Source organism: Pseudomonas sp. GM25 (assembly GCF_000282255.1).
GTDB lineage: Bacteria > Pseudomonadota > Gammaproteobacteria > Pseudomonadales > Pseudomonadaceae > Aquipseudomonas > Aquipseudomonas aphyarum.
In genome coordinates, this window is sequence record NZ_AKJQ01000038.1 from 240,281 (window position 1) to 254,831 (window position 14,551).

The following is a 14,551-nucleotide window of genomic DNA, read 5'->3' on the forward strand; positions in this document are numbered from 1 at the left end:
AGTTAAGCCATTGTGTTCAATGAAAACAGCCTTGGCGGCGTTGACGTGCATGCTAATGGCGGCCTTAAGGGCAAACAAACGATGGATTTAGCGGAAAACTGATTAGAGGAACTTATCGATCATGCTGAAACACTGGCCACCCCTCAGCTCGTTGCGCGGCTTCGAAGCCGCTGCAAGGCTGGGCAGTTTTCACAAGGCCGCCGAGGAACTGAGCCTCACGCAGTCGGCCATCAGCCAGCAGATCCGCAGCCTTGAGGCGTATCTGGAACAGCCTCTGTTTTTCCGCAGCGGGCGCAGCGTCAGCCTGACCGACGCCGGCCACGACCTGCTCAGCACCACTCAGGCGATGCTGCAGCAATTGTCGGTGGGCATCCGGCGGCTGGGGCAATACCAGAAGCCCAATCAACTGGTGCTCAACACCACGCCGGCGTTTGCCCGGCACTGGTTACTGCCGCGGCTGGGGGATTTCCGCCGTCAGCATCCGAATGTGGATCTGTGGATTTTCAGCACCGATGAAGTGCCGGACATGGCGACCCAGACCATCGATCTGGCGGTGCGCGACGACATCAGTTCGCAGGCTGAATGCAGCTTCAAGGTGCTGCATGCCGACCGCCTCTACCCCGCGTGTCACCCGAGCTTGTTAAGCGTGCCGAGCGCGCAGCGGACAACGCTGCACGGCGAGCGGGAAATGGACTGGAGCCATTGGGCGGTGGAGTCGGGAATCGATGTCGGCCAGCAGGATCAGGGCTTGAACTTCTCTGATCCGGGCCTGCTGCTGGACGCGGCATGTTCAGGTCTGGGGATTGCGCTGGTCAGTCAGTTGCTCAGCCGTCAGGCGCAACAAAACGGGCTGTTGCAGCCACTGGTGGAGCAAACCATTCGCGGCCCGAACTGGGCAATGCTGACGCACCGCGACAGCGAGAACGACCCGATGGCGCGATGCTTCAGTCAATGGCTGACAACTCAGCTGGCAGAACCCGACCCGCAGGTTCAGACCGCCGTGAAATGACCGGCGCCAAGGCGGCCTTCCAGTCGACCGAACAGTACGTAATGCTGATAACCGCTGGTGAAGGCACCCGTGGAAATCGCGTTCCTGACGTCCTGATTCATATGCAGGTATTGCGCTTCGTCGAAGTTCTCGGCACTGACTTCGCCATTGCGCCCAAGCTTGTCGCTCTCGACCGGCGCCCCCATGATCGTGCGCCGCTGGAAATCGATGATCCGGTTGACGGCGTGACTTTCCAGCGGTCCCCGATTGGAGTGTGCCGAGTAGATGTGCAATCCGTTGTTCGCGCAGCGATTGCACATGTCGATGCAGTTCGACTGGGTGGACTTGCGTTCGGTCAGTTGCGCCAGCGGCATGTCCAGGTATTTGCCGACCTGATATTCGGTCTGATTGAAAATCGAACAACACAGGATGGTGTTGCCATTGCAGTCGAGCACCAGCCAGTCATCCTTGAGCGTGCAGGCCTGCTGAGGGTACTGGCGGACCAGATTGACCAGATCGTCGTAGGGCGGCAGCGCGAGTCGCTGCAGGGTCTCGCGATCAGTATCGGTCACCGACGGGTCGCGCTCGATCAGCGCCAGCGTCTTCTCCAGCGGCATCATCACTGAATAACCGGTCGAGAATTCGAAGCCCAGGCGCTGGCTGAATTCGCGCATCAGCCCTTCTTCTTCCATGTTGTCCAGGTAGCGGTGGTAATAGACCTCGATCCGCGTGTTCAAGCCATGTTGCTGCTTGAGCTCATGCAGTTTGATCATGTTGGCCTTCACGACTTCGATGTCGCCGCCGACGTGCCCTTGTTCGTACGTCTGCTGATAAAACCCGGACAGCGAGATACGGAAGAACCATGGATTGGCGAGCATCGCCGTCTCCATGTTTTTCGCCAGATTCAGGTTGGAACTGATACCACTGCGCAGACCGGCCGCGTTGATGATTTCGACAAACTCGCCGATTCGCGGGTGGATCAACGGCTCGGTCCAGTTATACAGAAAAATGGCCTCGACCCCTTCGTTTCGGGCCTTCTCGACGATCTTCCTGAACATGTCAACTTGCATGGCTTTCTTGAAGTTGACGTTTTCCGAGTTACCCATCGGACACGAAGGGCAGCTCAAATTGCACGCGCCGACAATATCGATGTACATATTCATTGCGAGTGACGCTCCTGGGGTGAATAGCGGTGCATCCAGACTGTCGACTTTTGTGATTGCCGTTATTCGCTATTTTTTTGACAGTCCGAGAGCGCGGCCAGCAAGTTCCGCGCCATTGGCATGCGTGGCCATCAATTCCACGATCCAATCGATAAATACCCGCAGCTTTTGGCTGATATGCCGGTTCGGCGGGTACGCAACGTACAGCGGCATCGGGTCAAGCGCCCAACCCTCGAACAGCGCCACCAGCTCACCGCGGGCCTCGTGCACCGCCGACATGTAGCGCGGCAGCCAGAGCACACCCAGACCGGCAAGGCCTGCCGCCAGATAAGCGTTGCCATCATCGACCGCCAGAACATGCCGGCCCTTGATCAGCAGGTTCTCCGTGGCATTGCGCAAGGCATAAGGCACTGGCCTGCCGGTGCGCGCCCAAAGGAAACCGACCACCCGGTGATGGCTGTCTTCCAGCTCCCGGGGATGCATCGGGGTGCCGGAGCGGGCCAGATAACTCGGCGCGGCGTACACGCCAAGTTGAAGATCCGCCACCTTCCGGGCCATCAGTGACTGATCCCGCAGCTCCCCGCCTCGGATAACGCAATCGACGTTTTCATCGATGATGTCGACGATCCGGTCGCTGACGCCCATGTCGATCTGGATCTCCGGGTAGCGCGCGTAAAACTCGGGCAGCGCCGGCACCAGAATCAGGTTGGCCAGAGGACTGGGCACGTCGACCCGCAAGCGTCCCTTGGGCTGCGCTGCCGCGCCAGGCAGGCTGGTTTCGGCATCGTCCATGTCCGCCAGCAACTTGATCACCCGCTCGTAATAGGCCGCGCCGTCCGCCGTGGCGTTGACCTTGCGCGTGGTGCGGTTGAGCAACTTCACTCGCAGCCGCGCCTCCAGTTGCTGAATGAGCTGGGTCACGGTGGTCTTGCTCATGTGCAGCGTTTCGGCGGCCTTGGTGAAACTGCCCGCCTCCACCACTCGGGCGAAGGCTTGCATCGAGTCAAAACGGTCCATATCCCACCTCTGATAGCGGCTCGATTGTTTGGGATTTGCAAACAGTGAGCGCCAAGGTTGCGCGTTTATCGCGCCGAGGCAAGTCCCTAGAGTTGCTCCATCACCGGTTTTCAACCCATTGAAGGAGACACCCCATGACCCGTGCCCAGCCAAAACGCGACGTGGTTTTCCCGCCCGGACGCCATGCGCTTTACGAGCGCAACCGTTATTCGCCAGCAATTCGCTCCAACGGTTTTCTGTTTGTCTCCGGGCAAGTCGGCAGCCTTGAGGACGGCTCGCCGGAGCCGGATCTCAAGCAACAGGTGCGACGGGCCTTCACCAACCTCAACGCCATTCTCGGCGCGGCCGGCGCCAGCTTCGATGACGTGGTGGACGTGACGGTGTTCATGGTCGACCCGCAATCGTCTTTCGAAACCATCTGGGAAGTGGTGCCGGAGTTCTGGGGCGAGGCACCGCATCCGACCATTACCGCAGTCGGCGTGACGTGGCTGTATGGCTTTCAGTTCGAGATCAAGGTGATCGCCAAACTGCCGGAATGACCTGATATCGCGTCGATTTGCAGCACGGGCCGACAGTCTTCAGACTGTCGACCCGCATTCCTTTTGCGATCCATCGCCATGTCCGACACCTTGTTGAAGCCCAGCCTGCCCGGCATCGCCCTGCGCCGCTGGCGCGTGCTGCACCGCGTCAAGCAGAGCCATGCCGCCGAGTTGTTCAGGGTCACCCAGTCGACTATTTCCCGTTGGGAAAGCGGCGTGCAGGCGATGGACCCGGACGCCCATCTTCAGCTCGAACGGCTGCTCGCGGCGCGACTCGACAGCGCCGCCGATCAGGCCCTCGCGCGACTGGTTACGGACAGCGCGCGGCCGGTTCACCTGGTATGCGACCTGACTCATCGCCTGCTGGCCTGCTCCCCGGCTCGCGCGGCGCAGTTCAGCAGTCCGCTGAGCGATCTGCTGGGGCAATCGCTGTGGCGCTTTGCGACGGCGCAAATCCAGCACAAGGAATCCTTGCTGGATGACACCGGTTGGCGCGAAGTCCCGGCGCCGCCGGCACTGGAATTCGTCACTGGCCGCAATGACTCGAACCTCGTGCCCATCCGCGAAAGCCTGTGCCGCTGGACGCGGATCGCGCTGTCGGACGGCACCGCCGCACGGCTGGTGGAAACGCTGTAGGCCGCGCGCCGCATATTTTATGCGTGGACGATGAACGAGGCCGGGCCTAGGCTTTGAGCCCTGCTCTCTTAATCCCGGCCACTGTATGAACCTCGAAAAAATCAAGGGACGCCTCGACTTCCTGCGCGAAGCGGAACGGCTCAAGGACGTCCTCAGAAGCGCCCATACCTCCTCCGGACGCAGCGAAAGCACCGCCGAACACAGCTGGCGCCTGTGCCTGATGGCGATCGTGTTCGCCGACGACCTGGCCGGGCTGGACGTGCTGAAAGTCCTGAAAATGTGCGTCATCCACGACCTCGGCGAAGCCATCAACGGTGACATTCCAGCAGTCGATCAAGCCGGTTTTCCCGACAAGGGCGAACAGGAGCGCAATGACTTGCTGCTGCTCACCCGCTCCCTGGACGACGCACTGAGAAACGAAATCGTCGCGCTCTGGGACGACTACGAAAACGCCCGCTCCCCCGAAGCCAAAGCGGTGAAGGCCCTCGACAAGCTGGAAACACTTTTACAACACACGCAAGGGAAGAATCCGCCAGACTTCGACTATGGCTTCAACCTGGCCTACGGCAAGCAATACACCAACGCCGATCCGCTGTTCGAAACCCTTCGAACCCTGATCGACCGGGACACCCGAGAACGCATGAACACAAACATCACAATCCGCAACGAACGTCCCGAAGACATCGACGCCATCGCCCGAATCACCGAGGCCGCGTTCCAGCACGAAGAACACTCCAGCCACACCGAACAATTCATCGTCAACGCCCTGCGCCGCGCCGGCCAGCTCAGCGTGTCGCTGGTGGCAGTGGAGAACGACACGGTGGTCGGCCATGTCGCCATTTCCCCCGTGACGATTTCCTCCGGCGCTCAAGGCTGGTACGGCCTCGGCCCGATCTCCGTATGCCCGACCCGCCAGCAGCAAGGCATCGGCTCGGCGCTGATGAAAGCCTCGCTGGCGGAGTTGCAGCGCATTGGCGGGGTTGGTTGCGTGGTGCTTGGCGATCCGGGCTACTACGGCCGTTTTGGCTTCAAGGCTCATGCAGGCCTGGAGTTGCCGGGGATTCCGGCGGAGTACTTTCAGGCGTTGGCGTTTGCAGGTGAGTTGCCGGTCGGTGTCGTCAGCTACCACGAGGCTTTTGACGCTACCGCGTGATTGCTCACCGTCCTCGATTACTCACATTCCGTGTTCAACCGCTTCACTAATACGCTCTTGCTGCCATTTCTGCGATCAATATTCTGTGCTCATGTTGTTTTTGCCCCGGACAGAAAAGAGCGCAAGCCATGCCCAGCCCGAGAACGCTGTACCAGAAGCACATCGACAGTCACACCGTCTGCACCCTCGACGATCAGGGCCACGTGCTGCTTTACATTGACCGCCAGGTCGCCAACGAATACACCAGCCCGCAAGCCTTCAGCGGCCTGCGTGATGCCGGGCGCACGGTGTGGCGGCCTGCGGCGACGCTGGCGGTGGTCGATCATGTGAACCCCACCGCACCGAAACGCATCGCGACCATGCCCGACGCCGGGGGCGCGCGTCAGGTGTCGTACTTCGAAGAAAACTGCCGCGACTTCGGCATCGAGCTGTTCGATGTGCTGGACAAACGCCAGGGCATCGAACACGTCGTGGCGCCGGAACAAGGCTTCATTTTGCCGGGCATGGTGGTGGCGGCCGGTGACAGCCACACCACCACTTACGGCGCACTGGGCGCCTTCGGTTTCGGCATCGGCACTTCGGAAATCGAGCACCTGCTGGCAACCCAGACGCTGGTCTACAAGCGCCTGAAAACCTTGCGTGTGACGGTCAACGGTGAGCTCGGCGCAGGCGTCACGTCCAAGGACATCATCATGGCGCTGATCGAAAGGATCGGCGCGTCCGGCGCCACCGGTTACGCCATCGAATTCACCGGCCCGGCCATCAGCGCCCTCAGCGTCGAAGCGCGCATGACCATCTGCAACATGGCCGTCGAGGCCGGTGCCCGGGGTGCGTTCATGGCTCCGGACGACAAGGTGTTCGCTTACCTGCAGCTTAAGCCGCGTGCGCCCAAGGGCAAGGTCTGGGAGCAGGCCGTCGAGCGCTGGAAAACTCTGCACAGTGACGAGGGCGCAGTGTTCGATCGCGAAGTCATCCTCGATGTCGCCGCGCTGGAGCCGATGGTGACCTGGGGCACCAGCCCCGATCAGGCCGCGCCGATCAAAGGCCACGTGCCGGACCCGGCGGCCCAGCCCGATCCGATCCTGCGTCAGGGCCTGCAGCGCGCCCTCGACTACATGGGCCTGACACCCGGCATGCCGCTGAACGAAGTGACGATCAGCCATGCCTTCATCGGCTCCTGCACCAATGCGCGGATCGAAGATTTGCGCGACGTTGCCCGCGTGGTGCGCGGCAAGCGTGTGGCGGCCCATGTGCGGGCGATGATCGTTCCCGGCTCGACGTTGGTGCGCAACCAGGCGGAGGACGAAGGCCTGGCGCAGATTTTTCTCGACGCCGGTTTCGAGTGGCGGCAATCGGGTTGCTCGATGTGCCTGGCGATGAACGACGACGTGCTCGCGCCGGGTGATCGCTGTGCGTCCAGCACCAATCGCAACTTCGAAGGCCGTCAGGGCGCCGGTGCGCGCACCCACCTGATGAGCCCGGCGATGGTCGCCGCCGCCGCCATCAGCGGCCATTTGACTGACGTGCGCACCGTCGCGCTGGAGGCTTGAACCATGCAACCTTTCGACACCGTCAGCGGCAGTGCCGCGCCGTTTCTCGCATCCAACATCGACACCGACGTGATCATGCCCAAGCAGTTTCTCAAGGGCATCGATCGTCAGGGGCTGGATCGCGGGCTGTTCTTCGATCTGCGCTTTCTCGCGTCCGGCGAACCCAACCCTGAATTCGTGCTCAACCAGACGGCCTGGCAGGACGCGGCGTTTCTGGTAACCGGCCCCAACTTCGGCTGCGGCTCCAGCCGCGAACACGCGGTGTGGGGCTTGAAGCAAGTGGGGATACGGGCCTTGATCGGCACCACGTTCGCCGGGATTTTCTACGACAACTGCCAGCGCAATGGCGTGCTGGCGATTCAACTGGATGACGCGCAGTTCAAGCGCGTGGCCGAGGCGATCAGCGTCCCTGAGACCGCGCGGATCAGCGTGAACCTGGCGCAGCAGACCCTCGAGCTGGCAGACGGCACTCAAATCGAGTTCGAGATCGATCAGTTGCGCAAACAGTCGTTGCTGCTGGGACTGGACGCCATCGGCACCACGCTGCAACGCACCGAGCAGATCCGCGCCTTTGAAGCGCGGCATCTGGCGGACAATCCCTGGCTGGGTTGATGGCAAAAAAAACGGGAGGTTCATTGAACCGCCCGTTTTCATTCCACGGACAAATCGCGGAAGTACTCTTCCAGAAACTCCACGCACACCCGCAATTTCGCCGACTCGCTGAGCCGGGTCGGATAGACCGCCCAGACGTTGGCGCTCTGGGTGTAGCCGTCCAGCACCTGCACCAGCCTGCCCTGCTCGAGCATCGGTTTGACGTCCCACATCGAGCGCAACAGAATTCCGCCACCGCTCAAGGCCCACTCCAGCACGATCTCGCCGCTGTTGGAGGACAACGGGCCATTCACTCGCACCGTCTCCTCTTGTCCGTCCTTGCTCAGGGTCCAGATGCCGAATGCGTTGTTGCGCTCCTTGAGCACCAGACAATCGTGGTCTTTCAGGTCTTCGAGAGATTGCGGCGTGCCCCGGCGTTCGAGGTATTCCGGCGTGGCGCACAGCACGCGCCGGTTGCTCACCAGTTTGCGCGCCAGATGCTGACCCGGCAGGTCATCGCCGACGAGGATTTCCAGGTCGAAGCCCTCGCCCACCAGATCGACCACCCGGTCGAACACGTCCAGCCGGATATCGAGTTTCGGGCACGCCCGGGACAACTGGCTGATGGCCGGCGCCACATGATTGCGGCCGAAACCGAAGCTGCTGCAAATGTGCAGCGATCCCGCCGGCTGGTGCCGCGCCTGGGAAATCTCGCCGAGAAACTGATCGAAATCCCCGAGCAGTTTCTCCGCCCAGATCCGCACCCGCTCGCCATCGTCGGTCAGCGCGATGCGCCGGGTGGTGCGGTGCAACAGCTTGGTCGCCAGCGTGGTTTCCAGCACCGAGATGCGCTTGCTGACGTAGGCCGGTGAAAAGCCCAGCTCGTCGGCGGCGCTGGCAAAGCTGTTCTTGCGGATGACGGTGAGGAACACCTTGAGGTCTTCAGGCAAGGGAAATTGGTCACGATTCGTGTTCATAGGCCGCATGCTTCCGCTGTTTATCACGCATTTTGCGAAGGATACCATCGAATCACCGCCTCGCCACCCGAGCTCGGTGCACCGTGGTTTCCCGTCCATCCTCGATAAAAACAAACATGAGGACATGCGTCATGAGCGACTCCCTTGAGCAATCCCTGAACGTCGACGGCCCGCGCGCCGGCGGCTTCATCCAGCGCCTGCGCAGCTATGAGATCGGCGTGATCCCGCTGCCGATCTTCGTCGGCATCGCCGTGATCGTGTTTCTGTCGGCCCACCTCGGTTTTCTGCCGAAGAACATGATCGGCGGACTGGCCGTGATCATGACCATGGGCGTGTTCTTCGGCCAGATGGGCTCGCGTCTGCCGATCCTGCGGGAAATCGGTGGCGGCGCCATCCTGTGCCTGATGCTGCCGTCGGTGCTGGTGTTCTACGGTTTCTTCGGCGCGCCAACAATCGACGCGACCAAAATGCTGATGAAGGAAGCCAACTTCCTGTACTTCGTGATCGCCAGTCTGGTGGTCGGCAGCATTTTGGGCATGAGCCGGTTCATTCTGGTCCAGGGCATGATCCGCATGTTCATCCCCTTGCTGGCCGGCACCCTGGCCGCCGTCGCGAGCGGGCTGATCGTCGGCAAGCTTGCCGGCTACAGCGTCTACCACACGTTCTTTTTCATCATCGTGCCGATCATTGGCGGCGGCATCGGCGAAGGCATCCTGCCGCTGTCCCTGGCCTATTCGGCAATCCTCGGCGGCACGCCGGACATCTACGTCGCGCAACTGGTCCCGGCGGCCGTGGTCGGCAACATTGCAGCGATCATCTGCGCCGGTTACCTGGCAAGACTGGCGCTCAAACGCCCGGCCATCAACGGTGAAGGGGCGCTGATCCGGGCGAAAGCCGAGAACGACAAATTCAAGGTCAAGGAAGAAACCGGCACCAGCATCGACCTGCGGGTCATGGGCGCCGGGGTGCTGGTCATCTGCACTTTCTTCGTCCTCGGTGGCCTGCTGGAAAAGGTCGTCGGGATTCCGGGGCCGGTGATGATGATTCTCGCGGCGGTGCTGTTCAAATACGTGCGCGTGCTGCCGGAGAAACTGGAAAAAGGCGCGCAGTCTTTCTACAAACTGGTGTCGGCCGCCTTCATCTGGCCGGTGATGATTGGCCTTGGAATGTTGTATGTGCCGCTAGACAGCGTGGTGAAGGTGTTCTCGATCGGCTATGTGCTGGTGTGCCTCAGCGTGGTGGTGTCGATGACCGTCGCCGGTTTTTTCATTGGCAACCTGATGAAGATGTACCCCATCGAATCGGCCATCGTGACTTGCTGCCACAGCGGTCTGGGTGGCACCGGCGACGTCGCAATCCTGTCGGCGTCGAACCGGATGTCACTGATGCCGTTTGCGCAGATCTCTACCCGGATCGGTGGCGCCTCGACGGTGATTCTGGCGACGTTGTTGCTGGGTTTCGTCACCTGAACGCGGGGTGAATGCCGGCTGATAATCCATTGCCCCGGTCAGGTGGCGCATTCCGGCTGCGTATAGAACCGCACCGCATTCTTGCCGGCCTCCTTGGCTTCATACATGGCCTGATCCGCGCATTTCACCAGCAGCTCCGGCGTTTTGCCGTGCTCCGGATAGATGCTCACGCCGATACTGGGCGTGACGGACACCCAGTGTTCGTCCACCAGGATCGGTTCACCCACCGACAGCAACAGCTTGCGAGTGATGGGGGCGATCTGTTCAAGCTGGTGGATGTCTTCCAGCACGATCGCAAACTCATCACCGCCCAGGCGGGCCACGGTGTCCACGTCTCGCAGACAAGCCTTCAGGCGCGACGCGATCGTGGTCAGCGTGCCGTCCCCCACCGGGTGCCCCAGGCGATCGTTGATCTCCTTGAAGTGATCAAGGTCCAGGAACAGGATCGCGACTTTCGCACCGGACCGCTGCCCACGGGCGATGGCCTGGGTCAACCGCTCGCGGAACAGCAGCCGGTTCGGCAGACCGGTCAACGGGTCATGGGTGGCCAGGTAGCCCTGGAACTCCTGCTCGGCATGCTGTTTGGTAATGTCGCTGCACACCGCCGCGTAATGCAGCTCGGACTCGTTGAAACCGCTGATGGCCGTGATCGCCAGCGACTCAAGGTAAAGATCGCCACTTTTCTTGCGATTCCATAGCTTGCCTTTCCACTGCCCTTCTTCCTTGAGGCTCTGCCACATGTCAGCGTAGAAATCGCTCGATTGCCGGCCTGAGCTCCAGAGGCTCGGATTCTGGCCCAGCACCTCCGATTCGGTATAACCGGTCATCGCGGTAAAGGCCGGATTGACCTTGGTGATCTTTCCCAGCCGGTCAGTGATGATCACGCCGTCCATGGTGATGTTGAACACCTGATCCACCAGCCACAGATGCTCGCGGGATTTCTGCTCCGCCGCATCGCGCTGTTTTCTCCAGAGCAACGACATACGGATGCCGGCAACGCCCCCCACGACCACCAGGGCAATGAGCGTAATGGTGATCAAGAGAAACGTGTCGAAAATCACCTTGCTCTTGTTGGCAAATTGCGCGGCTTGATCAAGGTTGACGTTGATGTCCTGCGTCAACAGTTGATCCAGGTGATCCAGAAAAGGTACCCGTTGCTGGTACCAGGTCATGACCTCCTCGCTGCTGTGGGTTTCCAGTAACTGCAAGGCTTGCCGTGTCATCCCGGCCAACTCGGGCAGATCCTGTTTGATCTGCTCGGCGAGCCGACTCTCTTCTTTGCTGCTGACGCCAACGGGATAATAGAGCTGCCACTCCCTGGCGATATCGCCCAGTTTCGTCTCGATTTCCTGTGTGTACTCTTCAGTCTTCCCGGGATTGCGGTGGGCGAAAATCTTCCACTGCAGACGGCGGACGTTGGTCTCCGCCGAACGGATGTTGGCCAGATGCCCGATGGGGGCGGAGTTGCCGAAATACATGACCCGGATGTAACCATCGAGCCGGTTGACCGTCAGCAACACACCCAGCACCAACAGGATCACCAACACCATTCCAAGCCCGATGACCGCATAAATGCGTGAACTGGACTTTCGGCTCAAAAAAGACCGCATGACAAATACCTGCCTTGGCCCTGCTCACATCACCGACGCTGCGGAATGTGATCATTGCTTATTATTAGTTTTAGAAGACGTGCTGCCGGCCGGGAAAACACCTTGGGACGAAAGTTCCTGTCCAGCCAGGCGTTGAGTTCATACAACCTCACCGGTGCCATGCCGGGGTAGTCGCGCAACGCGTCAAACACCTCGTCCCGGGCATGGGGTCTGGCACGCAGATCCCGGCTTTCGATGTACTGATTGACGAACCAATGGATATCGCAGGTTTCCTTTCTCGATATATAGATCGTGCTCAAGCTATCCGGATACTGGCTCATGATCTCGGGCGCCATAGTCGACTCCTGCTGCAATGAAATTCATAACCAAACCAACCAGCGATCAGAGGCTGAAGCGGCCGATCAACTTGTTCAGGTCTGAGGCCAGCGCGGACAGTTCGCCGCTGGCGATGAATATCTGATCCGCCGCGGCCGTGCTCTGCGCCGACAGGTTATTGATGCTCACCAGGTTCACATCCACCGACTTGGCCACTTGCGCCTGTTCTTCCGAAGCGGTCGCGATCATGCAGTTGCGTTCGTTGATGTCGGTCACGGCCCGGGTGATTTCGGTGATCGCTTCTCCTGCCTCGCGGGCAATCTTCAGGGTGCTGATTGCTTCGAGGTCCGTCTGGCGCATGGAGCTGACCGCCTTCTCGGAACCGGACTGCACGTTGCGGATCATCTCTTCGATTTCCTGCGTCGAGACCTGCGTGCGATGGGCCAGGGCCCGCACTTCGTCGGCGACCACGGCAAACCCGCGCCCCTGTTCACCCGCCCGCGCGGCCTCGATCGCGGCATTGAGCGCCAGCAGATTGGTCTGCTCAGCAATGGCGCGGATGACGTCGAGCACCTTGGCAATGCTTTCCGTCTGATTGGCCAGCTGTTCGATTTCAACGCTGGTGCCCTGCACCGCGCTGCTGAGCTTTTCGATGGACACGATGGTTTCCGTGACCCTGTCCATGCCCATCTGCGCAGAGCTTTCGGACTGGCGAGTGGATTGCGAGGCCGCCACCGCATTGCGGGCCACCTCCTCGACCGCCGCCGTCATCTCGTTGACCGCCGTGGCTGCCAGCTCGGTTTCCATGCTCTGTTGGCGAACGCCCTCGTTGGACTCGTGGGTGATCGCGCTCATCTCTTCCGCCGAGGCCGCCAGCAGCGAAGACGATTCGGAGATGTGATTGATCGTGCTTTTGAGGCTGGTGAGCATCTCGGCAGTGGACTCTTGCAGTTCGGTCAATTCGTCATGGCCTGACACCTCGACGGTCCCGACCAGGTTGCCGGCCGCGATCTTCTTGGTGGTCGCCAGCAGTTCACGCAAGGGCAGGATCACGCTGCGGGTGAAAAACAGCGTGAGAAAGAACGTCACGACCAGCGCAACCGCGATGACGATGGCAGTGGTCACGGTGCTTTCATGGGCTTCATCGCGCGCCGCGGTGCTGGATTTTTCAGCGCGATCCGCCATCAGGCTTTGCAGGTCTTCGGTGGACTTCAACAAGGCTTCGGCGGCGGGCGCCGAATTGGCCTTGATAAAGGCGACCAGTTCTTTTTGCGAAGCGCTTTCACCCAGCTGCAGCAGTTGATCGATTTTCTGGCTGAACACATCGACATTCGTATTGACGATATCGAACCGGGCCTGCTCTTCATTACCAAAGATCAACGGGACATAGGCCGCCGTGGCGCTGCGCAAGGTTTCCCGGAGTTTGCGGACTTGCTCGGCGCGGGCCGTGAAGTTCTGCGAGTCGTCCACGGCGAAAAGCAGGTTGGCCACTCGCAACCTGTAAGCCGCCGCTTCAATCCGGGCAGCCTGACGCACACTCGGCAGGCAGTTGTCCTGCAAGTCGGTCACCGCCCACTGAACGCTGTCCATCCGCCAGATGGATTGCCATCCGAGGATGACCAGCAGCAAGGAGGTAATGCCGAAACTGATCAGGGTTCGGGGAACCAGCTTTATCTTTCTGAAAAACATCCGCACCACCGCCTTGTTCGAGTCTGTCGAACGAAATTAATCAAGGAGCGTTGGGTGGGCCGGTAAACAATCAACCACTCGAGTGCACGCAATTGCACGCCCGGTCACCGCCACGCTCGCGCCACATTAGCGGTCGACCGCGCGCCGGCTCTATCAGGCAATCCTGAAAATGAGGGCTGGGAAGGAAGAAACGGATTACTGGAACAGGTTGGCTTCCAGGCAAAAAGTGATCAGCTCCTGATCGCTGCTCACGTTGAGCTTGCGCATGGCCGTGACCTTTTGCGTGCTGATGGTCTTGGCGCTGCGATTCTGGTCTTCGGCGATGTCCCGCAGGCTCATCCCCGAGATGAACAGACGCAGGATTTCCAGCTCACGAATGGACAGCAACGCCAGGCGCTCTTCGACGTTCTGCTGGTTGTCCACCACCGAGAGCTTCTTCACTTCCGGGCATTCATAGTTGCGCCCCTGGCTGAGCGCATCGAGTGCCTTCTGGATTTCCAGGTGGACCTGGCCTTTTTGCACCACACCGGCCACTCCCAGATCGTACAGCCGGGACAGAATCAGGCCGTTGGAGACCATGGTCAGAATCAGTATCCGCAGGTCGGGAAAGTGCCGGACCAGGTATTTGATCAGCTTCAGCCCATCCCCGTAGATCGAGTTCTCGGGCATGTTGTAGTCGGTGATGAGAATGTCCGGCACCCGCGCACTCAACAGCTTGACCAGTTCGGTGGAGCTCGACGCCTCGCCGATGACCTCGAACCGCTGGTCACGCTCGACCAGCTCCCGCACGCCCAGCAGAACGATCGGATGATCGTCGGCGATGACGACGGTGATTTTTTGCCTGCTCATTGGGA

At 60.5% G+C, this 14,551-nt stretch carries 14 protein-coding genes and 1 pseudogene; 8 read left to right on the top strand and 7 right to left on the bottom strand.

All coding sequences use genetic code 11. The features are described from left to right. Positions 1-121: 121 nt before the first annotated feature. Positions 122-1,009, top strand: coding sequence for a LysR substrate-binding domain-containing protein (locus PMI24_RS15360; protein WP_007955434.1), 888 nt, complete (start codon positions 122-124; stop codon positions 1,007-1,009). On the opposite strand, the gene PMI24_RS15365 is transcribed toward PMI24_RS15360, so the two are convergent. Together PMI24_RS15365 and PMI24_RS15370 are read right to left on the bottom strand one after the other, a co-directional pair. Further along, on the bottom strand, positions 991-2,151 hold the full coding sequence (locus PMI24_RS15365) for a radical SAM protein (protein ID WP_007955435.1): 1,161 nt from the start codon (positions 2,149-2,151) through the stop codon (positions 991-993). The genes PMI24_RS15360 and PMI24_RS15365 overlap by 19 nt on opposite strands. A gap of 69 nt (positions 2,152-2,220) precedes the next feature. After that, the gene (locus tag PMI24_RS15370; protein ID WP_007955436.1) at positions 2,221-3,168 is read right to left on the bottom strand and encodes a LysR family transcriptional regulator; all 948 of its coding nucleotides are present in this window, start codon (positions 3,166-3,168) and stop codon (positions 2,221-2,223) included. A gap of 134 nt (positions 3,169-3,302) precedes the next feature. Between PMI24_RS15370 and PMI24_RS15375 the strand changes: the two genes are divergently transcribed. The 6 genes and pseudogenes from PMI24_RS15375 to leuD all read left to right on the top strand — a co-directional run bounded on the left by PMI24_RS15375 (position 3,303) and on the right by leuD (position 7,658). Then, positions 3,303-3,707: a RidA family protein gene (locus tag PMI24_RS15375; protein WP_007955437.1), complete on the top strand. Its 405-nt coding sequence runs from the start codon at positions 3,303-3,305 to the stop codon at positions 3,705-3,707. Positions 3,708-3,785: 78 nt separating this feature from the next. Then, positions 3,786-4,343, top strand: a complete 558-nt coding sequence (locus tag PMI24_RS15380) for a helix-turn-helix domain-containing protein (RefSeq protein ID WP_007955438.1) — start codon at positions 3,786-3,788, stop codon at positions 4,341-4,343. Between the two features lie 85 nt (positions 4,344-4,428). Continuing rightward, positions 4,429-4,986: pseudogene (locus PMI24_RS29490) on the top strand (HD domain-containing protein); the annotation flags it as partial. Further along, on the top strand, positions 4,984-5,496 hold the full coding sequence (locus PMI24_RS29495) for a GNAT family N-acetyltransferase (RefSeq protein WP_238553832.1): 513 nt from the start codon (positions 4,984-4,986) through the stop codon (positions 5,494-5,496). The pseudogene PMI24_RS29490 and the gene PMI24_RS29495, both read left to right, overlap by 3 nt. 128 nt (positions 5,497-5,624) lie before the next feature. Next, the gene (gene leuC, locus PMI24_RS15390) at positions 5,625-7,046 is read left to right on the top strand and encodes a 3-isopropylmalate dehydratase large subunit (protein ID WP_007955440.1); all 1,422 of its coding nucleotides are present in this window, start codon (positions 5,625-5,627) and stop codon (positions 7,044-7,046) included. A 3-nt stretch (positions 7,047-7,049) separates the two neighbouring features. Next, on the top strand, positions 7,050-7,658 hold the full coding sequence (leuD, locus tag PMI24_RS15395; protein ID WP_007955441.1) for a 3-isopropylmalate dehydratase small subunit: 609 nt from the start codon (positions 7,050-7,052) through the stop codon (positions 7,656-7,658). Positions 7,659-7,696: 38 nt separating this feature from the next. Here leuD and PMI24_RS15400 read toward each other — a convergent pair whose 3' ends face one another. Continuing rightward, positions 7,697-8,614, bottom strand: coding sequence for a LysR substrate-binding domain-containing protein (locus tag PMI24_RS15400; RefSeq protein WP_039773187.1), 918 nt, complete (start codon positions 8,612-8,614; stop codon positions 7,697-7,699). Between the two features lie 131 nt (positions 8,615-8,745). Between PMI24_RS15400 and PMI24_RS15405 the strand changes: the two genes are divergently transcribed. Continuing rightward, the gene (locus PMI24_RS15405; protein WP_007955443.1) at positions 8,746-10,083 is read left to right on the top strand and encodes a 2-hydroxycarboxylate transporter family protein; all 1,338 of its coding nucleotides are present in this window, start codon (positions 8,746-8,748) and stop codon (positions 10,081-10,083) included. A gap of 38 nt (positions 10,084-10,121) precedes the next feature. Here PMI24_RS15405 and PMI24_RS15410 read toward each other — a convergent pair whose 3' ends face one another. The 4 genes from PMI24_RS15410 to PMI24_RS15425 all read right to left on the bottom strand — a co-directional run bounded on the left by PMI24_RS15410 (position 10,122) and on the right by PMI24_RS15425 (position 14,546). Then, positions 10,122-11,693 carry a diguanylate cyclase domain-containing protein gene (locus PMI24_RS15410; protein ID WP_007955444.1) on the bottom strand — a complete coding sequence of 524 codons (1,572 nt, stop codon included), beginning with the start codon at positions 11,691-11,693 and terminating at the stop codon, positions 10,122-10,124. Positions 11,694-11,722: 29 nt separating this feature from the next. Beyond that, on the bottom strand, positions 11,723-12,028 hold the full coding sequence (locus PMI24_RS15415; RefSeq protein ID WP_007955447.1) for a hypothetical protein: 306 nt from the start codon (positions 12,026-12,028) through the stop codon (positions 11,723-11,725). A gap of 46 nt (positions 12,029-12,074) precedes the next feature. Next, complete coding sequence (locus PMI24_RS15420) at positions 12,075-13,697, bottom strand: methyl-accepting chemotaxis protein (RefSeq protein ID WP_007955449.1); 1,623 nt, start codon at positions 13,695-13,697, stop codon at positions 12,075-12,077. A 195-nt stretch (positions 13,698-13,892) separates the two neighbouring features. Beyond that, positions 13,893-14,546 (bottom strand): response regulator, encoded by a 654-nt coding sequence (locus PMI24_RS15425; protein ID WP_007955450.1) that lies wholly within the window; start codon positions 14,544-14,546, stop codon positions 13,893-13,895. Positions 14,547-14,551: the final 5 nt, after the last annotated feature.

What these genes read in the sequence shown, in the direction of transcription:
- PMI24_RS15360 (WP_007955434.1), top strand. Translation starts at nt 122, where the DNA reads ATGCTGAAACACTGGCCACCCCTCAGCTCGTTGCGCGGCTTCGAAGCC.
- PMI24_RS15365 (WP_007955435.1), bottom strand. Translation starts at nt 2,151, where the DNA reads ATGAATATGTACATCGATATTGTCGGCGCGTGCAATTTGAGCTGCCCT.
- PMI24_RS15370 (WP_007955436.1), bottom strand. Translation starts at nt 3,168, where the DNA reads ATGGACCGTTTTGACTCGATGCAAGCCTTCGCCCGAGTGGTGGAGGCG.
- PMI24_RS15375 (WP_007955437.1), top strand. Translation starts at nt 3,303, where the DNA reads ATGACCCGTGCCCAGCCAAAACGCGACGTGGTTTTCCCGCCCGGACGC.
- PMI24_RS15380 (WP_007955438.1), top strand. Translation starts at nt 3,786, where the DNA reads ATGTCCGACACCTTGTTGAAGCCCAGCCTGCCCGGCATCGCCCTGCGC.
- PMI24_RS29495 (WP_238553832.1), top strand. Translation starts at nt 4,984, where the DNA reads ATGAACACAAACATCACAATCCGCAACGAACGTCCCGAAGACATCGAC.
- leuC (WP_007955440.1), top strand. Translation starts at nt 5,625, where the DNA reads ATGCCCAGCCCGAGAACGCTGTACCAGAAGCACATCGACAGTCACACC.
- leuD (WP_007955441.1), top strand. Translation starts at nt 7,050, where the DNA reads ATGCAACCTTTCGACACCGTCAGCGGCAGTGCCGCGCCGTTTCTCGCA.
- PMI24_RS15400 (WP_039773187.1), bottom strand. Translation starts at nt 8,614, where the DNA reads ATGAACACGAATCGTGACCAATTTCCCTTGCCTGAAGACCTCAAGGTG.
- PMI24_RS15405 (WP_007955443.1), top strand. Translation starts at nt 8,746, where the DNA reads ATGAGCGACTCCCTTGAGCAATCCCTGAACGTCGACGGCCCGCGCGCC.
- PMI24_RS15410 (WP_007955444.1), bottom strand. Translation starts at nt 11,693, where the DNA reads ATGCGGTCTTTTTTGAGCCGAAAGTCCAGTTCACGCATTTATGCGGTC.
- PMI24_RS15415 (WP_007955447.1), bottom strand. Translation starts at nt 12,028, where the DNA reads ATGGCGCCCGAGATCATGAGCCAGTATCCGGATAGCTTGAGCACGATC.
- PMI24_RS15420 (WP_007955449.1), bottom strand. Translation starts at nt 13,697, where the DNA reads ATGTTTTTCAGAAAGATAAAGCTGGTTCCCCGAACCCTGATCAGTTTC.
- PMI24_RS15425 (WP_007955450.1), bottom strand. Translation starts at nt 14,546, where the DNA reads ATGAGCAGGCAAAAAATCACCGTCGTCATCGCCGACGATCATCCGATC.